23 protein-coding genes are annotated in these 22,629 nt (G+C 72.7%); 9 read left to right on the top strand and 14 right to left on the bottom strand.

Annotated features, from left to right (window positions below; translation table 11 throughout):
• Window positions 1-8: 8 nt before the first annotated feature.
• Entirely contained in the window at window positions 9-1,472 is a 1,464-nt protein-coding gene (locus tag AB0M59_RS19320) for an amino acid permease (protein WP_364616710.1), read from the bottom strand.
• Between the two features lie 180 nt (window positions 1,473-1,652).
• Here AB0M59_RS19320 and AB0M59_RS19315 point away from each other — a divergent pair, with 180 nt between their 5' ends.
• Window positions 1,653-2,318, top strand: a complete 666-nt coding sequence (locus tag AB0M59_RS19315; protein ID WP_364616708.1) for a helix-turn-helix domain-containing protein — start codon at window positions 1,653-1,655, stop codon at window positions 2,316-2,318.
• A gap of 45 nt (window positions 2,319-2,363) precedes the next feature.
• Here the strand turns inward: AB0M59_RS19315 and AB0M59_RS19310 are convergent, their stop codons facing one another.
• The 3 genes from AB0M59_RS19310 to AB0M59_RS19300 form a co-directional block, all read right to left on the bottom strand.
• On the bottom strand, window positions 2,364-3,614 hold the full coding sequence (locus AB0M59_RS19310; protein WP_364616706.1) for a ribonuclease D: 1,251 nt from the start codon (window positions 3,612-3,614) through the stop codon (window positions 2,364-2,366).
• 68 nt (window positions 3,615-3,682) lie between these two features.
• Complete coding sequence (locus AB0M59_RS19305) at window positions 3,683-4,399, bottom strand: response regulator transcription factor (protein ID WP_033261886.1); 717 nt, start codon at window positions 4,397-4,399, stop codon at window positions 3,683-3,685.
• A 796-nt stretch (window positions 4,400-5,195) separates the two neighbouring features.
• A complete protein-coding gene (locus tag AB0M59_RS19300) occupies window positions 5,196-5,759 on the bottom strand; it encodes a DUF3000 domain-containing protein (RefSeq protein WP_364616704.1) in 564 nt (187 codons plus the stop codon).
• An 88-nt stretch (window positions 5,760-5,847) separates the two neighbouring features.
• Here AB0M59_RS19300 and hemE point away from each other — a divergent pair, with 88 nt between their 5' ends.
• From hemE to AB0M59_RS19280, 4 genes are read left to right on the top strand one after another with little or no spacing between them, the layout of a single operon-like run.
• Window positions 5,848-6,918, top strand: a complete 1,071-nt coding sequence (gene hemE, locus AB0M59_RS19295; protein WP_364616702.1) for a uroporphyrinogen decarboxylase — start codon at window positions 5,848-5,850, stop codon at window positions 6,916-6,918.
• The gene (hemG, locus tag AB0M59_RS19290) at window positions 6,915-8,315 is read left to right on the top strand and encodes a protoporphyrinogen oxidase (RefSeq protein ID WP_364616700.1); all 1,401 of its coding nucleotides are present in this window, start codon (window positions 6,915-6,917) and stop codon (window positions 8,313-8,315) included. Before hemE ends, hemG begins: the two co-directional genes overlap by 4 nt.
• A 57-nt stretch (window positions 8,316-8,372) precedes the next feature.
• Window positions 8,373-9,065, top strand: a complete 693-nt coding sequence (hemQ, locus tag AB0M59_RS19285; RefSeq protein ID WP_364616698.1) for a hydrogen peroxide-dependent heme synthase — start codon at window positions 8,373-8,375, stop codon at window positions 9,063-9,065.
• Window positions 9,065-10,408 (top strand): CoA transferase, encoded by a 1,344-nt coding sequence (locus AB0M59_RS19280; RefSeq protein WP_364616697.1) that lies wholly within the window; start codon window positions 9,065-9,067, stop codon window positions 10,406-10,408. Before hemQ ends, AB0M59_RS19280 begins: the two co-directional genes overlap by 1 nt.
• Window positions 10,409-10,514: 106 nt before the next feature.
• Here the strand turns inward: AB0M59_RS19280 and AB0M59_RS19275 are convergent, their stop codons facing one another.
• The 8 genes from AB0M59_RS19275 to AB0M59_RS19240 form a co-directional block, all read right to left on the bottom strand.
• Entirely contained in the window at window positions 10,515-10,853 is a 339-nt protein-coding gene (locus AB0M59_RS19275) for a hypothetical protein (RefSeq protein ID WP_364616695.1), read from the bottom strand.
• Window positions 10,850-11,650, bottom strand: coding sequence for a DUF692 domain-containing protein (locus AB0M59_RS19270; RefSeq protein ID WP_364616693.1), 801 nt, complete (start codon window positions 11,648-11,650; stop codon window positions 10,850-10,852). Before AB0M59_RS19270 ends, AB0M59_RS19275 begins: the two co-directional genes overlap by 4 nt.
• Window positions 11,643-12,566, bottom strand: coding sequence for a TIGR04222 domain-containing membrane protein (locus AB0M59_RS19265; protein ID WP_364616691.1), 924 nt, complete (start codon window positions 12,564-12,566; stop codon window positions 11,643-11,645). Before AB0M59_RS19265 ends, AB0M59_RS19270 begins: the two co-directional genes overlap by 8 nt.
• 66 nt (window positions 12,567-12,632) lie before the next feature.
• Window positions 12,633-13,541, bottom strand: coding sequence for a TIGR04222 domain-containing membrane protein (locus AB0M59_RS19260; RefSeq protein ID WP_364616689.1), 909 nt, complete (start codon window positions 13,539-13,541; stop codon window positions 12,633-12,635).
• A gap of 87 nt (window positions 13,542-13,628) precedes the next feature.
• Window positions 13,629-14,051: a peptide-methionine (R)-S-oxide reductase MsrB gene (msrB, locus tag AB0M59_RS19255; protein WP_364616687.1), complete on the bottom strand. Its 423-nt coding sequence runs from the start codon at window positions 14,049-14,051 to the stop codon at window positions 13,629-13,631.
• 19 nt (window positions 14,052-14,070) lie between these two features.
• Entirely contained in the window at window positions 14,071-14,376 is a 306-nt protein-coding gene (locus AB0M59_RS19250; RefSeq protein ID WP_196425266.1) for a hypothetical protein, read from the bottom strand.
• Window positions 14,377-14,429: 53 nt separating this feature from the next.
• Window positions 14,430-16,034 (bottom strand): protein kinase, encoded by a 1,605-nt coding sequence (locus tag AB0M59_RS19245; RefSeq protein ID WP_364616685.1) that lies wholly within the window; start codon window positions 16,032-16,034, stop codon window positions 14,430-14,432.
• Between the two features lie 167 nt (window positions 16,035-16,201).
• Window positions 16,202-16,867 carry a TVP38/TMEM64 family protein gene (locus AB0M59_RS19240; RefSeq protein ID WP_364616683.1) on the bottom strand — a complete coding sequence of 222 codons (666 nt, stop codon included), beginning with the start codon at window positions 16,865-16,867 and terminating at the stop codon, window positions 16,202-16,204.
• A gap of 334 nt (window positions 16,868-17,201) precedes the next feature.
• Here AB0M59_RS19240 and AB0M59_RS19235 point away from each other — a divergent pair, with 334 nt between their 5' ends.
• The 4 genes from AB0M59_RS19235 to AB0M59_RS19220 all read left to right on the top strand — a co-directional run bounded on the left by AB0M59_RS19235 (window position 17,202) and on the right by AB0M59_RS19220 (window position 20,323).
• Window positions 17,202-18,221: a DNA polymerase domain-containing protein gene (locus tag AB0M59_RS19235; protein WP_364616681.1), complete on the top strand. Its 1,020-nt coding sequence runs from the start codon at window positions 17,202-17,204 to the stop codon at window positions 18,219-18,221.
• Window positions 18,222-18,468: 247 nt separating this feature from the next.
• Window positions 18,469-18,861 carry a DUF6221 family protein gene (locus tag AB0M59_RS19230; protein WP_155542325.1) on the top strand — a complete coding sequence of 131 codons (393 nt, stop codon included), beginning with the start codon at window positions 18,469-18,471 and terminating at the stop codon, window positions 18,859-18,861.
• A 48-nt stretch (window positions 18,862-18,909) separates the two neighbouring features.
• On the top strand, window positions 18,910-19,890 hold the full coding sequence (locus tag AB0M59_RS19225) for an LLM class flavin-dependent oxidoreductase (RefSeq protein WP_364616680.1): 981 nt from the start codon (window positions 18,910-18,912) through the stop codon (window positions 19,888-19,890).
• A gap of 214 nt (window positions 19,891-20,104) precedes the next feature.
• The gene (locus AB0M59_RS19220) at window positions 20,105-20,323 is read left to right on the top strand and encodes a S1 RNA-binding domain-containing protein (protein WP_364616678.1); all 219 of its coding nucleotides are present in this window, start codon (window positions 20,105-20,107) and stop codon (window positions 20,321-20,323) included.
• 30 nt (window positions 20,324-20,353) lie between these two features.
• On the opposite strand, the gene AB0M59_RS19215 is transcribed toward AB0M59_RS19220, so the two are convergent.
• Entirely contained in the window at window positions 20,354-21,010 is a 657-nt protein-coding gene (locus tag AB0M59_RS19215) for a maleylpyruvate isomerase N-terminal domain-containing protein (RefSeq protein ID WP_364616676.1), read from the bottom strand.
• 19 nt (window positions 21,011-21,029) lie between these two features.
• On the bottom strand, window positions 21,030-22,592 hold the full coding sequence (locus AB0M59_RS19210) for a helix-turn-helix domain-containing protein (protein WP_364616674.1): 1,563 nt from the start codon (window positions 22,590-22,592) through the stop codon (window positions 21,030-21,032).
• Window positions 22,593-22,629: the final 37 nt, after the last annotated feature.

The following is a 22,629-nucleotide window of genomic DNA, read 5'->3' as shown; positions in this document are numbered from 1 at the left end:
GTCCTCTCTCAGAGCGCGGGTTCGAGGGCGGGAGCGGGGCGCAGCCGCAGCCAGCAGAGCCGGCCGATCACCAGTGCGCCGCCGACGAACTCTATCGGGAACAAGAGCATCCAGGGGGCGCCCGAACCGGTCACGTCGTAGATCTCCGGGCGGGGCCAGGCGATGTTCACGATCATGGCGATGCCGTAGAGGACGGCCGCGCCGTTCACCGGGACGCCCCAGCGGCCGAGGGAGAACAACCCGGGCTCGGCGGGGAAGCGCCCGCGCAGCCGGTTCACCAGCAAGGGTCCGGTGACCAGCAGATAGGCCAGGTAGACGACCACCACCGACGTCCCGGTGATCGTGCTGAACAGCGTCGGGTTTCCGACGTTGAGCAGCAGCAGCCCGATCGCGAGCCCGCCGGACACCAGGGCGGGCGCGACCGGTGTCCCCGTGCGCGGATTCACCGACGAAAGTCGGGTGGAGGCGGGAAGCGCGCGGTCGCGGGCCATCGCGTAGATCAGCCGGACGGTGCCGGTCTGGATCGTCAGCGTGCAGACCACCACCGCGATCGCGACGTCGGCGAGGAAGATCCGGCCGAGGGTGTCGCCGAAGACGGCGGTGATCACGTACGGCAGGCCGTGCCCGGCGAGCTGCCCGTCGGTGAGGCTCGGTGCGGCCATCAGCGCCGTGATCACCACGGCCAGGCCGCCGATCCCGGACACGAGCACCGCTCGCAGCACCGCGCGGGGAGCCGTCCGTCGCGCGTTCTTCGTCTCCTCCGCGACCGACGCGGCGGTGTCGAAGCCGTAGAGGACGTACGCCGCCATGAGCGCCGACGCGAGCACACCGCCGATCCCGGCGCTCGTGCCGGGAGCGTCGTGCAGCACCACCTGCGGCCCGCGGACCGCGAACAGGGCGAGGCCGGTGATGAGGACGACGACGCCGAGCAGCTCGGCCGCGACGCCGACGTCGTTGATCCGCGCGATCAGCCGCACCCCGCCGGCGTTGACCGCGGTGGTGAAGACGAGCAGCAGCGTGCCGAGCACGACGGCGTTGGCCGCACCCGACGGCGACGTCACCGAGGGGTCGCCGCCGAGGAGCTGGAAGCCGTCCCACACCGACGGCAGCACGATCTGCAGCGCGATCGCCGCGGCCGCCAGCGCGACGACGCAGCCGAGCAGCATCATCCAGCCGGCGAGCCAGCCGAGGAAGCCGCGGGTGAGCTGTTTCGCCCACTGGTACACGGATCCGGCGAGCGGGAAGCGCGCGGCGAGCTCGGCGAAGGTCAGGGCCACGAGCAGCTGGCCGGCGAGCACCACCGGCCACGTCCAGAAGAAGAGCGGGCCGCCGAAGGTGTAGCCGAAGCCGAAGAGCTGGAAGACGGTCGTGAGGATCGAGACGAACGAGAAACCGGCGGCGAAGGCGGAAAACCCGCCCAGCGACCGGCGAAGCTCCTGGCGGTAACCGAAGGCGGCGAGTTCGTCGGACATGCGGGCTCCTGACTTGGTTTCGATCGCACGACAGAAATTAGGGCCACGGCACGGTTTCTTGATCTCCGGCGCGTTAGAAGCTCGTTAACGGACGCGCGGACCGGGCGTCAACGGCGACATGTGGGTGTAACAGCACCTCGGTGCGGGTGTCCGCGGGGCGGACCTGGCAAGATCACCGGCGTGGTCAAAGGGGCGGGGGTCGGCAGGCCCAGGGCGAGCGGCGCGGCGGCGAACCGGCCGGACGCGCGCCAAGCGGTGCTCGACGCGGCGGGCGAGCTGTTCACCGGAGCCGGCTACGCGGCGACGACGACACGGGCGATAGCCGAGCGCGCGGGGCTGCGCCAGGCGTCGCTCTACTACCACTTCCCGGCCAAGGAAGACATCCTCGCGGCCCTGCTGGCGGAGACGGTTCGCCCGTCACTGGACCTGGCCGCCCGGCTCGTCGCGGACTCGTCCCCGGCGGCGGTCCGGCTGTGGGCGCTGGCGTACGCGGACATCCGCCTCCTCGGCGGCGCCCGCCACAACCTGGGCGCGCTCTACCTGCTGCCGGAGGTCGGCTCCGCGAACCTGGCCCGCTTCCGCGCCGAGCGCGCGGACCTGAAGGCGGCGTACGGCCAGTTGGTGGCGGCTTCCGGTGTCGCACCCGCGGCAGTGGGAATCCGGACCGATCTGGTGTTCGGGTTGGTGGAGAGCATCGCGGTGATCCGCCGCGACGACCCGGCACTGGACGTCGAGGCCCACGTCCGCGAGGGCGCCGACGGAGTGGTCCGCTTGGTGGGGTTGGCGGAGCCGACGGAGGAGTTGCGCGCCGAGGCGCACACCTTGCTGGCGACACTCACCGGCTGAGGCGTCGGGCTCTCCGGCGGGCCCCCGCACAGGCCGAACCGGAAGTCAGGAAGCCGTGGTCTGGAGGGCCTTGCTCAACGCCGTGGCCGTCAACCCGACCTGCCACGGCCGGGCCCCGCCCGCGCGCAGCACCGAAGCCACCGACTCCTCGTCCGTCTCCGCCGGGGGACGCCAGCACGTGCGGCGCACCAGGTCCGGCAGCAGCAGGTTCTCCACCGGCAGCCGCCGGTCCTCCGCGATCGCCGTCAAAGCCGCGCGCGCGGCCGACAACCGGGCCGCCGCGTCCGGGTCTTTGTCCGCCCAGCGGTTAACCGGGGGCGGACCGTCCGTCGGCTGGGACGGTGATGGCAGTTCGCTCGCCGGGAGCGCTTTGGCCGCCTGCAGGTGCCGGAGCCAGCTCGCCGTGTACTTGCGCTGGACGCGGCCGCTGAACACCGGCAGCGCCTGGAGCTCCTCGACCGTCTTCGGGTCGGCCGTCACCGCGTTGATGATCGCGCTGTCCGGCAGGATCCGGCTCGGCGCGCGGTCGCGTTTGCGGGCCAGCTCGTCGCGCGCCTGCCACAGCTCGCGGACCGCCGCCAAACCGCGCGGGTTGCGGATCTTGTGCACGCCGGACGTCCGGCGCCACGGCTCGGCCCGCGGTCCCGGCGGCGGGGCCGTGCGCACGAATTCGAACTCCTGCTGCGCCCACTCCAGCTTGCCCTGGGCGCCCAGCTCCGCCTCCAGCTTTTCGCGCAGCTGGATGAGCAGCTCGACGTCGAGGGCCGCGTAGTTGAGCCAGTCGACCGGCAACGGCCGCTTCGACCAGTCGGCCGCGCTGTGCCCCTTCTCGAGTGTGTAGCCGAGCAGCAGCTCGACGAGCGTCCCCAGCGCGACGCGCTCGTAGCCCGCCAGCCGGCCGGCGAGTTCGGTGTCGAACAGCGCAGCCGGGTGCAGGTCGAGCTCGGCGAGGCAGGGGAGGTCCTGGGAGGCGGCGTGCAGCACCCACTCCAGGGAGTTGAGGACGTTTCTGAGCGGCGTGAGGTCGTCCAGCTCGGTCGGGTCGATCAGGACCGTGCCGGACCCTTCGCGCCGCAGTTGGACGAGGTAGGCCTTGGGCCAGTACCGGTAGCCGGACGCGCGTTCGGTGTCGACGGCGACGGCGCCGGTGCCCGCGGCCAGCCGCGCGCAGGCCTCGGCCAGCGCGGACTGATCGGTGACCACCGGAGGTGTGCCCTCGGTGGGCTCGCGTAGCAGCACAGGGCCGCCCGTGGACTCGATCTCCATCCCGGTGTCCTCGGCCTCTGCACTTCCCATAGCTGACGACCCTACGGGACGGGCGTACCGCGCCTGGTCCGCCCGCCCCGCAGGGAGGTTCGTCTGCGTCAGCGGATGACGCCGGCCCGCATGGCCAGCGCAACCATCTGAGCCCGGTCGCCCGTGCCGAGCTTGCGCCCGATCCGGGACAGGTGGGACTTGACGGTGAGAGCGGAGAGCGAAAGCTCCTCGCCGATCTCCTTGTTGGACTGTCCGTCGGCGACCAGCTGGAGCACCTCCACCTCACGAGCGGACAGCTCGCGCGGGGTGTTGTCGGTGCCCGCGACGCGGGTCCCGGTGGCCAGCACCGGAGCCACGCTCGGGTCGGCGTAGACGCCGCCCTCGAGCACACGCCGCACGCCATCGGTCACGACGACCGGTGACGCGGACTTCAGCAGGTACGCCTGGGCCCCGGCCTGGAAGGCCGAGCGGACCGCGTACGGGTCGTCCGAGGATGCGAGTACGACCACGCGCGGCCAGCCGTGGCTACGAAGTTCCGTAACCAGCTCGATACCGCTGCCGTCCGGCAGTCCGAGATCGAGGATCGCCAGGTCACAAGGCCCTGTGGCCTGTGCTCGCGCCCTCGCCTCGGCCACCGTGGCGGCTTCGTGGACTGTCCCCGCACCCATCTGTGCGAGTCTTGCTGCGATTGCCTCCCTCAACAGCGGGTGGTCATCGACCACCAACACGGAAAAAAGCTCTTCCCGCGGGTGCGGAACCATGCTCGCCGGCAAAGCACCGGCTGGCGTGGATCGGACGGCCTGAGAAATGCCGACGGTAGCCACGTCACTACCTCCCTGGAGTCGGTCGTGCCCCCCGACCGGCACCGGGACCTTCGGCCGTTCAGCCGCGCCAGCTTTAGACCGAAAGTGGTGTCGTCGAAGGCACTGTAGCCGCCCTGGGCCCTTCGCGGGGGGATCGAATGGGTATCTATCTCAAACGAACAGTCACTCAGTGGGTTCGTAGTAACACGATCGGGCTAGTACACGGCCGGTTGCTAACGGATAGCCCAGCGAACACGATGCAAAGAAGTTACCGGCGCCCAAATGGCCGTGCAGATGAGGTGTGCAGCTGCCGGTGCGCGTAGTGGTGAGGGTCCGGATGGGGGCCTGGGCGGGGCGAAATGTGGCTCCGGGCGGGGCATGATCAACGTCGCGAAGACGCTTCCGCGGGCCCTTCGGAAGGCCGGAACGGTGACTGTCCGTGGCCTTCGACGGCGATCTCCAGGCCGCCCGCCACAAGTTGATCTTGTTGCAGTGCGTGACCGTGCGGTGTCCACGAACGGGGGCACCGGCGAAAGACGTGAAACGGCCTCAGGAACGCCGGGGCGGTCCGCCGAGGTTCCGTCGTCGGCCGGACCGTTCCGCCTGCCGGTGGCGTACCGAGGGGGCCGACCGGGGGTTCCCGTTGGTTTGGACGGCGTTCAGCAGACGTGAAATTTGCTCACATCCGTACAAGTGGTGGCGCGAGGCCGCCCGGCAGGGACCCACCGTTGCGGATTCGTTGCCGATGATCGCCCGGACGGCCGCACAGCCGGGGCCGCGCGCCGCCGAGCACGTCGGAGAAGCCGCCACGAGGCCGTCAGGAGCTCTGGCGCTGCCCGAAGAGCGTCACGCCGACCGGCGGCAGGCCTACGACACTGGCCATGACCTGGCAGAACGCCTGCCCGTGCGGCAGCAGCCCCGCGTCCGTCGGCGTCCACGACGCCCGCAGCTCCAGGTCGTCGGTCCGCGCCGGGCCGGAGATGTCGCCGAAGCGGGCCGACGACGTCTCCGTCACCGTGCCGCCCAGGGCCGTCCAGCTCGCGCCCGACACTTCGAGGGCGTCCGTCAGCCACGACCAGCCGACCGCCGGCAGGAACGGATCCGTCGCCAGCTCCCGGTCCAGCTCCGCGCGCACGTACATGACCATCCGCAGCACGCCGTCCCAGCCCTCTTGGCCCTCCGGGTCGTGCAGCAGGACCAGCCGGCCCGAGGCCAGCACGTCCGCGGGCCCGGCCACCTCGCAGCTGACCGCGTACGACCACGGCGCGAGCCGCTGCGGCGCCCGCATCGGCTCCAGCAGCACCTCCGGGCGGGGCCGGACGGACTGCAGCGCCACAACTGCTTCGCGGAAGAGTTCGGGCACTGGCGTCATCGCGGTCACGCTTCGACTTTAGGGCGGGCACGCCCAGTTGCGGGCGCAGGCGCGCCGATGGAAGCACCGTCCCCAGCTCGTGGCACGATTGACGGCGATGTCTCAGACCACGCCCCTGCCGCAGCAAGCCGCCCCGTCCGGCCGCCGCGAGCTGCCCGAAGCCCCGTTCCTGGCCGCCGCGCGCGGCGAACGCCCGGCCCGCACGCCCGTCTGGTTCATGCGCCAGGCCGGCCGCTCGCTGCCCGAATATCGCGCGCTGCGCGAGGGCGTTCCGATGCTCGACGCCTGTTTCGACCCCGAGATGCTCGCCGAGATCACGCTGCAGCCGGTCCGCCGGCACGACGTCGACGCGGCCATCCTGTTCAGCGACATCGTCGTGCCGCTCAAGGCCGCCGGGGTCGACATCGACATCGTCCCCGGCACCGGCCCGGTGGTCGAAGCGCCGATCCGCGACCTCGCCGCCGTGAAAGCGCTGCCGGAGCTGACGCCCGACCAGGTGGGGAAGGTCGCCGACGGCGTCCGGCTGCTGGTCGAACGGCTCGGCGGGACGCCGTTGATCGGCTTCGCCGGCGCGCCGTTCACGCTGGCCAGCTACCTCATCGAGGGCGGCCCGAGCCGCAACCACGAACACACCAAAGCGCTGATGCACTCGGAACCGGCGCTGTGGCACGAGCTGGCCGACCGCCTGGCCGACATCGCGCTGACGTTCCTGCGCGCGCAGCTCGACGCCGGTGTCGACGCGATCCAGCTGTTCGACTCCTGGGCGGGCGCGCTGTCCGAGCGGGACTACCGCGAATTCGTGCTGCCGCACTCGGCGAAGGTCCTCGACGGCGTCGCCGCGTACGGCGTGCCGCGGATCCACTTCGGCGTCGGCACCGGCGAGCTGCTCCCGGCGATGCGGGACGCGGGCGCGGACGTCGTCGGCGTCGACTGGCGCATCCCCCTGGACGAAGCGGTGCGGCGCCTCGGCGGCAAGGCCGTCGTGCAGGGCAACCTCGATCCTGCGCTGCTCCACACGTCGTGGCCGGTCCTCGAAGCCGAGGTCCGCCGGATCGTCGAAGAAGGGCGCGCGGCCGACGGCCACATCTTCAACCTCGGCCACGGCGTGCTGCCGGGCGTCGACCCCGACGTGCTGACCCGCGTGGCCGGGCTGGTGCACGAGCTGTGAAGCGCGTCGCCGTCGTCGGCGGGGGCGTTTCCGGGCTGACCGCGGCGTACCGGCTGCGGCGGCTGCTCGGCGAAACCGTCGAGATCGTCGTGTTCGAGAAGACGAAGACGCCGGGCGGGAAGCTGCGCACGGCCGAGCTGGCCGGCGTCCCGTACGACGTCGGCGCGGAGGCCTTCCTCGTCCGCCGTCCCGAGATGCTCGGCCTCGCCCGCGAACTCGGGCTCGACGTCGTCAACCCGACGAAGGCGCGCGCGAAGATCCACGCCGGCGGCACCGTGACCGGCCTGCCGCCGGGCACCGTCATGGGCGTCCCGGCGTCGGCGGAGTCGGTGGCCGGAGTGCTGTCGGAGGCAGGGCGGCGGGCCGTCGAGGCCGAGCCGTCGCTGCCCGAGCTGCGGCTGCCGGGCGGTGACCTGCCGCTCGGCCCGCTGCTGCGCGAGCGGTTCGGCGACGAGCTGGTCGACCGGCTCGTCGACCCGCTGCTCGGCGGCGTCTACGCGGGCGGCGCGGACGGCCTCGGCCTGCGCGCGACCATGCCCGGCCTGGCCGCGGCGGTGGCCGCGGGCGCCGGTTCGCTGACCGCGGCGGCCAAGACGCAGCTGCCGGCGAACCCGTCGGCGGCGCCGGTGTTCGGCACCGTCCCCGGCGGCCTGGGCACGCTGGTCGACCGGCTCACCGAGCTGTCCGGCGCCGAGCTGCGGACCGGGCTGCCGGTCTGCGACATCGAACGGCACGGCACCGGCTGGCGCCTGCGGATCGGCGCGAACCCCACCGCGCACGCGCCCGCGGACAACACGGTCGAGGCCGACGCGGTCGTGCTCGCGGTGCCCGCGCCCTCGGCCCGGCGGCTGCTGACCGACCTGGTGCCGGCGGCTTCGGCGGCGTTCGGTGAGGTCGAGCTGGCGTCGATGGCCGTGGTGGCGATGGCGTTGCCGCCCGGCACGCGGCTGCCCGACGCTTCGGGGATCCTCATCGGCCAGGGCGAACGGGACGCTTCGGGCGTGCCGTACGCGGCGAAGGCGTTCACCTTCTCTTCGCGCAAGTGGGCGCACTTCGGTTCCGGTCCGGTGCTGGTCCGCGGCTCGGTCGGGCGCTTCGGCGACCTGGGCGCGTTGCAGGCGGACGACGTCGAGCTGGTCCGCGTGGTCCGCGACGACCTCGCGCGGCTGACGGGTGTGACGGCGGCGCCGATCGAAACGCTGGTGACGCGCTGGGGCGGCGGCCTGCCGCAGTACGGCACCGGGCACCTGGAGCGGGTCGAGCGGATCGAGAAGGCGATCGCCGGGGTCCCGGGGCTCGCGGTGGCGGGGGCGACCCTGCACGGCGTCGGGCTGCCGGCGTGCGTGGCGACGGCCGAGGCCGCCGCGCAGCGGATCGCCGCGCACCTTTCCGCGTGAGTGCTCTCACCCCGACCCGTGGCGGCGGCCGCGTCGCCGCGGTGACAGGATGGAGGCATGGCGCGGGTCAATCACAACGAGCTCAACGACAGCATCCGCTACACCACCTGGTCGGTCTTCCGGATCGAACCCGGCAGGCTGGGTGAGGATCGCGGGGCCGCGGGTCGCGAGACCACCGAGTACCTGGACGGCCTCGAGGCCAAGGGCGTCACCGTCCGCGGGGTCTACGACCTCTCCGGGCTGCGCGCCGACGCCGACTTCATGATCTGGTGGCACGCCGAGGAGATCGAGCAGGTCCAGGCCGCCTACACCGGGTTCCGCCGGACCCCGCTCGGCCGCGCGTCGACCCCGGTCTGGAGCCAGACCGCGCTGCACCGGCCCGCCGAGTTCAACAAGAGCCACATCCCGGCCTTCATGGCCGGCGAAGAGGCCCGCAAGTTCATCTGCGTCTACCCGTTCGTGCGGTCCTACGAGTGGTACCTGCTGCCGGACGCCGACCGCCGCAAGATGCTCGCCGACCACGGCAAGGAAGCCCGCGACTACCCGGACGTGCGCGCCAACACCGTCGCGTCGTTCGCCCTGGGCGACTACGAGTGGATCCTGGCCTTCGAGGCCGACGAGCTGCACCGGATCGTCGACCTGATGCGCCACCTGCGCGGCACCGAGGCTCGGCTGCACGTGCGCGAAGAGGTCCCGTTCTACACCGGCACGCGCGTGCCGCCCGCCGAGCTCGTCGCGGCCCTGCCGTAGTGCGCGAGATCCTGGACGGCGTCTGGCACACCCTCACCGGGGAGACGCCGGGACCGGTCGAGCTGACCGGCGCCGAAGACGTGCTGCCCGGCCCGTACCGGGTGGCGGCCGCCGCGCAGGCGACGATCGCTGCCGCGACCCTGGCCGCCGGGGAAATGCTGAAGCTGCGCGAGATCGAGCCCGGCGTCGTCACGGCGGACACGCGCCACGCGGCGGCGGCGTTCCACAGCGAGCAGCTGCTGAAGGTGGACGGCGCCGGCGCCGAATCGGTCTGGGCGCCGCTCTCGGGCAACTACCGCACGGCCGACGGCTGGGTGCGCCTGCACTGCAACTACCCGCGCCACGAAGCGGCGGTGTGCTGGGGACTCGGCGTCCCCGGCACCCGGGAGGCGGTGACCAAGGCGGTCGCCGGGCGAGGCGCGCGCGAAGTCGAGCACGCCGTCGTGTCGGCCAGGGGAGCGGCGGCCCAGCTGCGCTCGCCCGAGGACTGGGCCGCCCACCCGCAGGGTTCGGCGGTGGCTTCGCTGCCGTTGGCGGACCTGGCGCCGATCGCCGAGGCGCCGAAGCGGGCGTTGTTCTATTCGGACCGGCCGCTGGGCGGCATCCGGATCCTGGAGCTGACGCACGTGCTCGCCGGCCCGGTGGCCGGCCGGGTACTGGCGGCGCACGGCGCGGACGTGCTGCACGTCGGCGCGGCGCACCTGCCACGTGTCGAGGCGCTGGTCCGCGACACGGGGCAGGGCAAGCGGTCGGCGTTCGTCGCGCTGGACACCGAGGGCGGGCGCGCGCGGCTGAAGAAGCTGATCAGCCGGGCGGACGTGCTGGTGCAGTCCTTCCGCCCGGGGGCGCTGGAGCGGATCGGCTTCGGCGCGGAGGAGTTGGCTTCCCTGCGACCCGGCCTGGTGATCGCGGACTTGAGCGCGTACGGCTGGGAAGGCCCGTGGGCGCGCCGGCGCGGGTTCGACAGCCTGGTGCAGATGTCGAACGGCATGGCTTTCGGTTCCGACGGCGACCCTTCGCCGCTGCCGGTCCAGGCATTGGACCACGGAACGGGCTGGCTCGCGGCGGCGGCGGTGATGACGGCGTTGCGGCGCCAGGTCACCGACGGCGGCACCTGGCGGGTCCGGCTGTCCCTCGCGGGCACGGGCCGGTGGCTGGATTCGCTGGGTCGCAAGGATCCCGCTGGTGCGGACGTGGACTTCGGCGACTTGACGGAGGAAGTGGACAGCGGTTACGGCCGGCTGACGCGGGTCCGGATGGCCGGTGGGCTGCCGGGCGCGGAGCCGCACTGGGACTTCGGGACACGGTTGCCGGGTGTCGACAAACCGACCTGGACCCCCTGACGCAGCCCGCCCTCCCCGGGGGACGCCCCCGCACCCAGTTTACCGGCGGTGCCTGACAAAAAGGCTGTGGCAAGCCCGGTTGTCCACAACACCGCAGGCTTGTGGACTACCGGCGCCGGAGGCGGGAAACGAAGCCTCGCTTGGGTTTTGGCAGGTGACCTCCGGCGATCAGCCACTCCACGAACGCGTCGGCGTACGCCCCCGACCGTTCGGTGTCCCGCTTCGGCCGCTCGGCGTTGAACTCCGCGAACAGCGGCCCGAAGCGATCCCCGAGGTCCTCCGCCAGCTCGGGTCGCTGATAGGCCAGCACCCGCCCGTGCTTGCGCCGCAGGACCTGAGCCTCCACCCGCAACCGCGAAGCGTCGAAACCCACCGGGGCCGGGCCGTCCGCCAGCAGTGCGTGCAGCAGCTCCGCCTGCTGCGCCGCCAGCCGCTCGCGGCTCACCCCGTCACCGCCGCCCGCAGCGCGGCCAGCTCCGCGGCGAGCTCGTCGTCGGTCGGGTAGTCGTCGTCGCGTTCGAGGAGCACGCCCGGCGGGTCCGTTCGGCGGCGGAGCTCGGCGAGCAGCGACAGGACCTCCGGGAGCACCGGGTGGGCGTGGGTGTCGTGGTAGACGCCGTCGCGCTCGGTGCCGCCCGCCATGTGCACGTACGCCAGGCGCTCCCACGGGATGCCGTCGAGGAACGCCACCGGGTCGGTGCCGATGTTGCGGGCGTTGGCGTACAGGTTGGCGACGTCGATGATCAGCCGGCAGTCCGTGCGCTCGGTCAGCTCGGTGAGGAACTGCTCTTCGGTCAGCTCCGAGGACGGCCAGTCCAGCACCGCCGCGATGTTCTCCAGCGCGAACGGGACGTCCACGATGGACTGGGCGAGCCGGACGTTGGCGACCAGCACGTCCAGGGCCTCGCGGGTGCGGGGGAGCGGCATCAGGTGGCCCGAGTCGAGCCCGCCCGCGCGCACGAAGCAGACGTGGTCGCTGACCAGGGGCGCGTCCAGGGCCCGCGCGATCTCCGCGAGGTGCTGGACGCGCCCGGTGTCGAGCGGTTCGGCGCCGCCGAGGGACAGCGAGACGGCGTGCGGCAGCACCGGCAGTCCCCGCTTCCGCAGCGCCACAAGCGTCTCCGGGAGGTGGTCGGCGTGCAGGTTCTCGGCGACCACTTCCACCCAGTCGACACCCGGCAGGCGTGCGATGGACAGGTCCAGTTCGTGCCGCCAGCCGATGCCGATGCCGAGCTCACCCACCGCAGCCACCTCCGCCGCACGACGAGCCGCCGCCGCAGGAAGAGCCGCTGCTGCACGACGACGAGCTGGAGCACGACGACCCGCTGCTGCACGACGACCCGCCTGACGAACCGCCGCCGCCGAAGGAGCCCGCGGGCGGCATCAGCGCCGCGCTCAGCTCTTCGTCCGGGTACATCGCCCAGCCGCCGAGGGCGACCGCGGCCGCGGCGCCGCCGAGGAGCACGCCGCCCGCCAGCATCCCGGCCGGCATCGGGCCGCTCACCGCGGACCGGGCCTGGCCGAGCACGCGCTGGCCCGCGGCCGACGGCCGCCGGGCCCCGGTCTTCGACCGCCGGACGGCGGCCACGATCGTCAGCACCGCCGCGATCAGCACGAGGAACACCAGGACACCGACCGGCCGGCCCAGCGAGATGCCGTTGACCAGCCGCACCACGCCGACCGCCAGCACGGCCAGCTGCAGGACGAGCCCGATCGTCCGGGCCTGGCGCTTCGCGGCCGCCGACGCCAGGAGGCCCCGCTGCTCGAGGCCCTCCTCCAGCGCCCGCATCGCGGCCGATCGGCGGCCGTAGGCCCGCAGCGTCGCCGTCGTCTTCAGCTGCGCCGCGTCGAAGACCGCCTGCTCCAGCGGTTCGACCGGCCGCGTTCCGGCCTGGCTGACCTGCTTGTAGCTGTTGACGCGCACCTGGCCGCGCTCCACCAGCGCCGCGATCGCCGCGTCGACGGCCCGGTCGGGACCGCCCGCGAGGAACGCGAGCTGGTAGACGGTCGGCGGCGGCCCGGGCCGGACGTTGTCCGCCCGCAGCGCGCGGCTCGCGACGACCCCGGACACGATGAGCCGGATCAGCAGCACCGCGCCGAGCAGTGCGATGTAGAGGACCACGAAATCCGGTCCCGAGATGCCCCACGGGTCGTCCATCGCCCGTCTCCCCTCACTGAGTTGCGGTTACCGTAGCTGTGAGACGCAAGGGTTCGCGTCGGCGTTTCAACCGCCGCAACCCCCGCCGCCACCACCACCTCCGCAGCCGCCACCGCCACCGCAGGAGCTGCCGCCACCTCCGCTGCACGAGCTACCGCCGTAGTACCCGACGGCGGCGCCACCGCTCGCCCCCGACCACGCGCCTCGGCGGCGGTGGGTGCGGGTGGCCGACACCACCGTGGAGCGGCTGACGGCCAGCCGGACGTCCTTGTCGGGGTGGCTGCCGAATCCGCCGACCGCGACCGCGCCCCCCGGGCCGGACGTCAGCGAGCCGGCGCGCTCGGCCTCGCCGGCCGCTGCCCGCCCGGCCGCGGTGGCCTTGACCGCGGGCGCGTTCGCGGCGCGGGTCGTGACGAAGATGGCCGCGACGGTGCCCAGCACCAGCAGGCCCAGCAGGAAGCCGACGGGATGGCCGGTCGAGCTGCCGGCGATCAGCCGGACCACGCCGAGCACGACCAGCGCCCAGTAGGCGACGGCGGTGAACACCCAGGTCCGGCGGACCTTCCGGGCGTCGACGAGCAGGCCGCGCGCGATCAGGCCGTTCTCCAGGTCGACCAGCGACGGGTGGTGCCACACTTCGCGGCTCACCGACGCGACGGAGGTGCCGGTCTTGCTGATCCGCACCAGGGCGGCCCGGCCCAGGTCGTCCGGCGCGCTGCCCCGGACGCGGTGCACCCGGCCGGTGCCGTCCATCCGGATGATCTTGCCGTCCAGCAGCCGCGCGACGACGAACTCGCCGGCGCGTGTGCGCCCGCCGGTCAGCAGGGCCAGCTCTTCGGCACGGTCCGGCACGCCGCCCGCGCGGCCGCGCAGCAGCAGCTTGGTGCGCACCGCGGCGTACAGCGCCGGCAGAAGCAGCAGGCCCAGGTAGAGGCCCGTGAACAGCGGTCCGGGAATGCCCCAGGTGTCGGTCATGACGCCGCCCTCCCTCGTCCGTGTGCGGAGACTACGTTCGAGGAAGGGCGGCGGTTGTCGGCTTGAGGAGGATTTAGGCTGGCGGTTCTACGACTGGGGTACCAGTTTCAGCGAGATCGAGTTGATGCAGTAGCGCTGGTCGGTCGGCGTCGCGTACCCCTCGCCCTCGAAGACGTGCCCGAGGTGGCTGTGGCAGGAGCCGCAGAGCACCTCGATCCGCTTCATGCCCATGGCGCGGTCTTCGCGCAGCAGCACGGCGTCGGAGTCCGCCGGGTCGAAGAAGGACGGCCAGCCGCAGTGGCTCTCGAACTTGGTGTCGCTGCGGAACAGCTCGGCACCGCACGCGCGGCACTCGTAGACGCCGGTGGTCTTGGTGTCGGTGTACTCGCCGGTGAACGGCCGTTCGGTCCCCGCTTGGCGGAGCACGGCGTACTCTTCGGGGTCGAGCTGCGACCGCCACTCCTGCTCGGACTTCACGACGCGCGGGGTGGCGCCGACAACGGGTTTCATACCTTTCACCCGATCCACGTTACGCCGCGAGCCAGGCGAGAGCGTGCACGACGATGTCCCATGCGGCCACGATCACGCCCAGCACGATGAGCACGACGATGAACGCCGACACCCAGTAGCGCAGACCACCCAGACGGTTGCTGGAATCGGCGAAGTCAGCCACGCCGTCCAGCGCGGCTTCGATGGTGTAGTTGGGACCGGAGCGCTCGATCCGGTCGAGGTGCTCGGCGAACGCGAGCGCCTCCGGGTCGTACGGATCCAGGCCGACCAGGTCCTCGTGGAAGCGAGGATTCTGGCCCGGCAGCGAAGCTCCGTTGTCGGCCATGCTTCCACGGTAGGCCATCCGCGCCCGTCAGCCCACCAGCGGCGCGTTAAGTCTCAGAGGCCGGTGTCGGGGTTCGCGTCGAGCTTGGTGTTGCTGTCGATCAGCAACTGCCCGCCCACGAGCACGATGTGGTAGCGCCGGCGGGAGCCGTTGAGCTCCATCGTCAGGTCCAGCGAACCGTCGGCCCCGTTGCCCGCAGCCGTGGCCTTTTGCCAGCCGCCGAGGTCGCCCTTGTGGTCTTGCCAGTAGGACAGGTACTCGGCCTGCGAGCCGTAGACCGCCTGGGCGGCCGGCGTCAGATAGCCCCAGCCGGCCTCGACGTTCGGGTAGTAGCTGTTGGCGAGCAGTCGCCCTGCTTGGCCGTAGTCCGTGATCTTGCCTTCGGACGGCGTCTTGCCCAGCTGGCCGGACGCGGGGGCGTCGTCGGAGCGGCTGGTCTTCGGGCTCGACTGCCCGGTGGTGGGCTGGTTCGGCGACTGGGCGTTCGTGGTGCCGCCCGTTCCGCCGCCCCCGCCGGAGTTGACCACCAGGAACACGATGACCGCGACCACGACGACCGCGGCGCCGCCGCCGGCGAGCAGCGCGTACTTGCGCTTGTTGTCCGGCTTCGGGGGGTTCGACGAGTACTGCGGGGCCCTGGCCGTCGGCGCGGCCGCGGGCATCGGTCTGGGCGGCGTGTTCGGCGGTGCGGCCGGGGACCGCATCGGCATGAACGCCGCGGTCGGCCGCGGCGGGTTCGACGGCGCCTTGCCCGCGGGCACCGGCGTGCCGACCGGCGGCGACGACGGCGCCTGCTGGTCGGTGCGCTGCCACGGCGGGCGGTCGCCGCTCTCGGCCGGGGCGGCCGGCTTGCGGCCCGAGTTGCCCGAGAGCAGCGGCGGTGACGCCGTCATGCCGCCGGGTTCGGTGCGGGCCAGCGCGGCCAGCCGTTCCCGCGCCTCGGCCATGCTGGGCCGCTCGCCCGGCTCGCTGCGCAGCAGGCTCATCAGCAGCGCGGTGGCCGCGCCCGCCTGCACCGGCGGATTGATCTGGCCGTTCGCCGCCGCGTAGAGCAGCGCTAGCTGGTTGGTGGTGTTGCCGTACGGCGTGGTGCCCTCGATCGCCTGGTAGAGGGTCGCGCCGAGGGCGAAGACGTCGGAACTGGGCACCGGGTCGGCGCCGCGGGCCAGCTCGGGCGCCAGGTAGGCGGGGGTGCCGCCGATCAGGCCGGTGGCCGTCAGCGTCATGTCGCCGGCCGCACGCGAGATGCCGAAGTCGGTGATCTTGGCGGTGCCGGTCTCGTCGATCAGGATGTTGCCCGGCTTGACGTCGCGGTGGACGATCCCGGCGCGGTGCGCGGCCACCAGCGCGGACGCGACCTGCTCGCCGATGCGGGCGATCCGGCCGAGCGGCAGCGTGCCCTGCTCGGAGAGGATCGTGGAGAGGCTCGGCCCGTTCAGGTACTCCATCACCAGGCACGGGTCGCCGTTGTGCTCGGCGATGTCGAACACGACGATCGCGTTCGGGTGCTGGAACCGGGCCGCGTTCTTCGCCTCGCGCATCGCGCGCTGGCGCATGTTGTCGCGTTCGGTCTCGGAGACGCCCGGCTGGGGGAGGATCTGCTTGATCGCGACGTCGCGCTCGAGGCGCACGTCAGTGGCGCGCCACACGACTCCCATGGCACCGCTACCAATGTGCTCGACGAGGCGGTAGTGCCCCGCGATCAGCTGACCGGTGTCGATGGCGACTGCTCCTGACGAAAATTCCCGGTGATGGTGGCCCTGCTCAGCGCGTTTCCGCTTCGCGCACCCGATCGAGTGTAGCGGTCGGCCTTGTGCTGTTCGCGTCAGCCAGCCGGTCCGGCGGGCTCCGGTTCGGGCACCGGCGCTCGTTTCCGCAACACCCGCACCAGGCCGATCGCCCCGGCCAGCGCGAACACGCCGTAGCAGAGGATCAGCGCGGGCGGCGTGTCGCCGGTCAGGGCGTCCCCGAGGACGACCACGGCGACGGTGCCGGGCACGCTGCCGAGCAGCGTACCGGCCAGGTACGGGGCCAGTCGCACGGAGGACACGCCGCAGAGGTAGCTGAAGGGCGCGAACGGCACGACCGGGATCAGCCGCAGCGAGGTGATCGCGAGGACGCCGCCGCCGGAGAGCCGGTCGTTGACCGTCCGGACGGCGGACCGGTGCAGGTGGCGGGTGACCAGGTCGCGGCCGAGCAGCCGGGCCAGGCCGAAGGACAGGCCGGCCGCGATGGTGGTGGCGACCAGGCCGATGGCGATCCCGGCCGCGGTGCCGACCAGCAGGCCGGCGGCCAGGTTGAAGACGGTGCGCGGGATCGGCGCGACGGTGAGCAGCGAATACGCGACGAGCAGCACGACCGGGGTGGCGGGCCCGGTGGCGGCGGCCCAGGCCCGGAGATCGGCGGGCCCGGGGATCGGCAGCAGCACCGCGGCGGTCGCGAAGAGGGCGACCACGGCGAGCGCGACGATCAGCTTGGTGCGGCCGGACACCCGTTCGAGCCTACCGGCCGGGGCTTCCGCGGCTTCGAGGCCTCGGCGCGAAGGTCATGAACGAGTCGTTCACCGCGCCGGACGTCGGGGCTCCGGCAAAGTCCTGGTAGCACGCTCGCCGCCGGCCCCATCAAACGTCTTGAATGAGTCATTCAGGTCTTCGGAGGTCCTGAATGAGTCATTCAAGACACGCCGACACCCGAGCAACCCCTGACCGGCCCGGCCACGCGACTTTGCCGGAGCCTGGCGCCGGACGTCATCGACGACTCGTTCATGACGCCCGCCAGGCGTTTCGGCGAGCCCCCGTGGGCGCGATCACCGCTAGCGTGGCCGCATGCCCAAGCACGGTGACCCGATCGAGTACGAGGTGGGCGGGCGCACCGTCCGCGTCTCGAGCCCGGACAAGGTGTACTTCCCCCAGCGCGGCATCACCAAGCGGCAGGTCGTCGAGCACTACATCGCCGTCGGCGGGCCGCTGCTGCGCGCGATCGGAGAGCGGCCGACCACGCTGAAGCGCTACGTCGACGGCGTCGAGGGCGAGTGGTTCTACGCCAAGCGCGTGCCGAAGGGCGCGCCGGACTGGCTCGAGACCGCCGAGATCACCTTCCCGTCGGGCCGCAAGGCCGCCGAGGTGTGCCCGACCGAGCCGGCCGTCTTCGCCTGGGCGGCCAACCTGGGCACGTTCGACTTCCACCCGTGGCCGGTCCGCCGTTCGGACGTGGACCACCCGGACGAGCTGCGCATCGACGTCGACCCGCCGGACCGCGCCGGGTTCGCCGACGCGGTCGAGGTCGCTTTGGTGGTGCGCGACGTGCTGGCGGACGCGGGCCTGACCGGCTACCCGAAGACCTCCGGCGGCCGCGGGGTGCACGTGCTGGTCCGGATCCGGCCGGAGTGGGACTTCGTCGAGGTCCGCCACGCGGTGATCGCGCTGGGCCGCGAGGTCGAGCGCCGGCTGCCGGAGAAGGCGACGATCGCGTGGTGGAAGGAGGAGCGCGGCGGCCGCGTGTTCCTGGACTACAACCAGGCGGCGCGCGACCGCACGGTGGCGTCGAGCTGGTCGGTCCGCGGCACCCCGCGGGCCACGGTGTCGACGCCCCTGACCTGGGACCTGCTGCCGGAGGTCGACGCGGACGACTTCGACGTGCTGACGATCCCGGAGTTCCTGGCGTCGCACGGCGACCTGCACGCGGCCATGGACGCCGAGGCGTTCGGCCTGGAGAAGGCGCTGGAGTGGTACGAGCGCGACCTGCGCGACCACGGGCTGGGGGACATGCCGTACCCGCCCGACTACCCGAAGATGCCGGGGGAGCCCAAGCGGGTCCAGCCCAGCAAGGCGCGGCCGGAGGCCTGACTGTGCGAGGCGCCACAGGGTGCCCGGCGACACTTCCACGCTCGAAAAGTCGTCAAAGGCTTAATCGAAACCTCACGCCGGAAAACGCGGAGTGATCAGTTCGCTGCCCGCTGTCGCCTTTCGGGTCACAAATGGCGTACAGCGGCCGCAATGGTCTCGACCATCGGCACGGACGGCGTAACGTGCGGTCCCGGATCGACGACAGTTCGGCAGACATGTCCTGGGGCGAGTTCGAGGGAGGCCCTTAGTGGACGACCTGATCGCATTCCTCGCCGCGCGCGTGGGCGCGCGGCAGGCGATGATCATGCAGGCCGTCAACAAGGCCAAGGCCGGTGACGCGATGAACCGCGGCGAGACGAAGGTCGCCGTGGAGCAGAAGATCCGGGGGCTGACCGACCTGGACCTCGACGCGGTCAACCAGATGATCAACGAGATCGAGGCGACCCGGCGGATCCTGCTCGCGCACCGCACCACGGTGTCGGAGAAGGTGCCCGGGTTTCCGCTCTACGGCAGCGAATACTGGTGTGAGACCTGCCACGTGCCCGCCGACGAGGCCGGCTCCAACTGGTGCCTCACGCTGCGCCTGCTGGCCCTGCCCTACACCGACCACCCGGACTACAGCGAGCGCTGGCGCCCCTGACGGGAATCCCGACCCGCGCGGGGCGTTGCACCCGGGGTGAGGATCTCCGTGCTCGACCGCTCGCCGGTGCGGCGTGACGGCGGGACCGCGCGGGCGCTGAGGGACACCGTCGCGTTCGCCGCCGACGTCGAACGGCTGGGCTACCACCGGTTCTGGGTGTCCGAGCACCACAGCGTGCCCGGGGTCGCCGGGTCCGCGCCGACAGTGCTGGCCGCGGCCGTCGCCGGCGCGACGAGCCGGATCCGCGTCGGCACCGGGGGCGTCATGCTGCCGAACCACCGGCCGCTGGTCGTCGCGGAGCAGTTCGGTGTCCTGGAAGCGCTGCACCCGGGCCGGATCGACATGGGGCTGGGCCGGTCGGTCGGCTTCACCGCCGGCATCCGCGAGGCGCTCGGCCACGGCAAGGAGGCCGCCGACGACTTCGGCGCCCAGGTCCGGGAGCTGCTCGGGTTCTTCACCGGGGACCACGCGCGTCCCGGCGTCCACGCCTACCCCGCCGAGGGGCTGCGCGTGCCGCCATTTCTGCTGGCCACCGGGTCCGGCGCCGACCTCGCCGCGGAGCTCGGGCTGCCGCTGGTGATCGCGCCCGTCCGCGGTGAACGCGCTCTGGCCGAAGCCGTGACGCGCTATCGCGACGGGTTCCGGCCATCGGAGTGGGCGCGGGAGCCGTACGTCGTCGTGTCGTCGGCGATCGCGGTCGCGGACTCGGCGGCCGACGCGCGCCGCCTGCTCGTCTCCGAAGCCTGGGCGACGGTGTATTCGCGCTCCCACGGCGTCTTCCCGCCGCTGTCGCCGCCCGAGGAGGTCCTGGCCCTGCCGATGACCGACCGCGAGCGCAGGCGCCTCGAGGAGACCCTGGACGGCCAGATCTCGGGCACTCCGGCCGAAGTCGAGGACCGCCTGGGGACGCTCGTCGCGGCCGCGGGCGCCGACGAAGTTTTGGCGACGACGGCCGCGTACGACCAATCCGCGCGTCTCGATTCTTTCGCCGCGCTCGCCGGATCGGCCGATCTCGCCGCCGTTGTGTGAGTTGATTTCCCGATATCCGGATATCGCGTCGACGAATTACCGATGGTGCATTCCCGCGCCCTGACGCTACGATTTCCCCGTGACTGCCGGGTCGGCCTCGAGCCGTGAGCAGACGGGGTACCCGGCTGTGCCGTGACCTCCGGGCGGGCCCGTGGCCCGCCGCCTCCCGCACGACTTCCGTCATCGGAACGTGCGCGGGAAGGAGGTGAATCGCATGTCCCAGTGGCAAGAGTTCGTCGCGGCCCACGCCGAGGGCGGGGTGCTCGACGGCGTCGTGGCGCGGGTGCTGCCGTTCGGCGCGTTCGTCGAAGTGGCGCCGGGCGTCCACGGCCTGCTCGTGACCGATCGTGTTCCCGAGCAGGGCAGCCGGGTGACGGTCCGCATCGACAGCGTCGACGTGGAGCGCCGCCGGTTCAGCCTGGTCAAGGCGTGAGGTGAGCCGGGTGAGGCAGGGCGCCCTGCCTCACCCGAGCACGAACGGCAGTCGTGCGGCCAGCTCGCCCAGCGCCTCGCGCTCGGCGTCCGAGGGGGCGCGGCGGCCGGTCGCCACCAGCAGCACGTCCTCGTCCGAGAACGACGCGGGGAACGCCGTCCCGGCGATCTTCTCCAGCATCTCCCGCGTCCGCGCCAGGCCCTCGGGAGGCGGCGAAGCAGCCGAAGGCACGTGCGCCACCAGGTCGAGGTGGTGCAGCGTCCACTCCAGCACGTACGCCGACAGGTAGTCGCCCGCCGTCAGCACCATGTCCTGCGTCGACACCCGCGTGCCCGGGTCCGCCAGGCCGGCCGCCCGGCCCGCCGCCGCGCCCACGTCGTCCAGGTGGAACTTCAGCAGCGCCGGGTCCTCGTACGCCGCCGCGAGGCGGACGATCAGCGCGTCCAGCGGGTCGTCGCCCGACGGGAGGGTGTCCGCCACGGCCCAGTACGTGATCGCGTCGTGCGTCACCGCCGAGGAAGCCGGGGTGACCAGCGTGATCAGGACGTCCTGCGCGTCGATCACCAGGTGGCACGCCAGGTCCCGGATCAGCCACCCCCGGCAGCCCGACGGCTTCGCGAAGTCTTCGTCGGGAAGGGAAGCGACCGCGGCGCGCAACGCCGCCCACGTGCGCGAGAAGAGATCCACGCCGGCGAAGCTAGCAGGGTCAGAGCCGCAGCTGCAGCTGAGTGAGGATGCGCTGCGCCGGGTCCGCGAAGTCCACTCCGGACACTTCGGCGGCGCGGCGGACGCGGTAGCGCACCGTGTTGGGGTGGATGTTGAGGACCCGGGCCGCCGCTCGGACGTCGCCGAACGCGTCCAGCCACGCCAGGACCGCCGGGACGAGGATGCCGCCGTGCTCGGTGTCGTGCTCCACCAGCGACGTCAGCCGCGGGTCGCGGATGCGGGGCTGGCCGCCCAGGAACGCGAGCACCTCCGACAGCAGTACCTCGGCGCGGACGTCGGCCAGCGAGGCGACGTCGGCCGGCCAGTGCCCGCGCGCCATCGCCGCCAGGACGCGATCGGCGTCGCCGCGGGACGCCGCCGCGGCCGACAACCGCGGCACCACACCGCCGAGCGCCGCCCGCACCGGGACGTCCAGGTGCCGTCGCGCGGTGCCGACGATCTCCTTCGCCAGGGCCAGCACCGCCGCGTCCGAGTGCTCGGGCAGGTCGGGCAGCAGCGCGTAGACGCGGCCGCCGATCACGCTCACCAGCGCGCTGCGCCGGTAGGCCGCCGTGTGGACGGCGATCAGGTGCACCAGCTCGGCGCGTCGCAGCTGCCGGTTGTCCGAGCGCTCCAGCGAAAACGCCAGCACCTGCGCGGGCCGGGCCGGGTCCGCGCCGATGTCGTCGGCGACGGACTCCGCGTCCAGCCGGCCTTCCAGCAGGCTCGCGAGCAGGTCCTCCCGCAGCCGTAGCTCCGGGCTGGGCAGCGTCCGGGCGCGGATCAGCTGCGGCGCGAGGGTGCGGCTGGCCCCGAGCAGGGCCGTCTCGGCGCGTTCGGTGAGCGGCTGGGCGCCCTCCTGGACCCAGATCGTGCCGAGCGGCTGCTTGCCCGCGTGGATGCCCGCCGCGATGCGCCGCCGGATGCCCAGCTCCGGTCGCTCGTCGATCCGGACGATTCCCTCGCCGGCGCGAAGCCGCTGGTAGACGCCCCATTCGCGCAACATCGCGAGATAGCGTTCCGGGCCTTCGCGGCCGAGGATCGACAGCCGCCGCAGCTCGTCGACCTCGTCGCCGGCGCGGGAGTAGGCGAGCACGCGGTTCGCCGTGTCCTCGATGCTCACCAGGCCGCCGGTGAGCGTCGCGATCGTCTGGGCCAGGGCGAACAGGTCGCCGAGGACCTCGCCGCTGGCCGCCTCGCCGCCCGCACGTGCGGCCTCGACGACCCCACGGGCCAGCGACTCCACCTGCTCCCAGCGCGCCTCGGCGCCGACGGTGAGCAGCGCGACGCCCGCGTCGGCGGCGACGTCGGCGCCCGTCGCGCCCTTGACCGCCACCGCGGCCGCCCCGCCGCGCCCGGCCGCGCGGATCGCGGGCGCCGCCGCCCGGCCGCGCGCACCGATCACCAGCACCAGGTCGCCCGGCCCGGCTTCCAGCGGGTCTTCGGGGTCGAGGATGACGACGTCGGTGACCGGGACGCCCAGCCCGTGAGGCGCGACGACGACCTCGACCAGCGGTTCGCCGAGGGTCGCCAGCACGTGCCGCAACGACGTCTCGGTACTCACTTCGACGCTGGCCGATCGGACAAGATCATACGAGCGA

Origin of the sequence: Amycolatopsis sp. NPDC051371, assembly GCF_040682155.1 — a bacterium.
Lineage (GTDB): Bacteria > Actinomycetota > Actinomycetes > Mycobacteriales > Pseudonocardiaceae > Amycolatopsis.
Note: the sequence above shows the minus strand (reverse complement) of the source record. Positions and strands in the feature narration are given on the sequence as shown.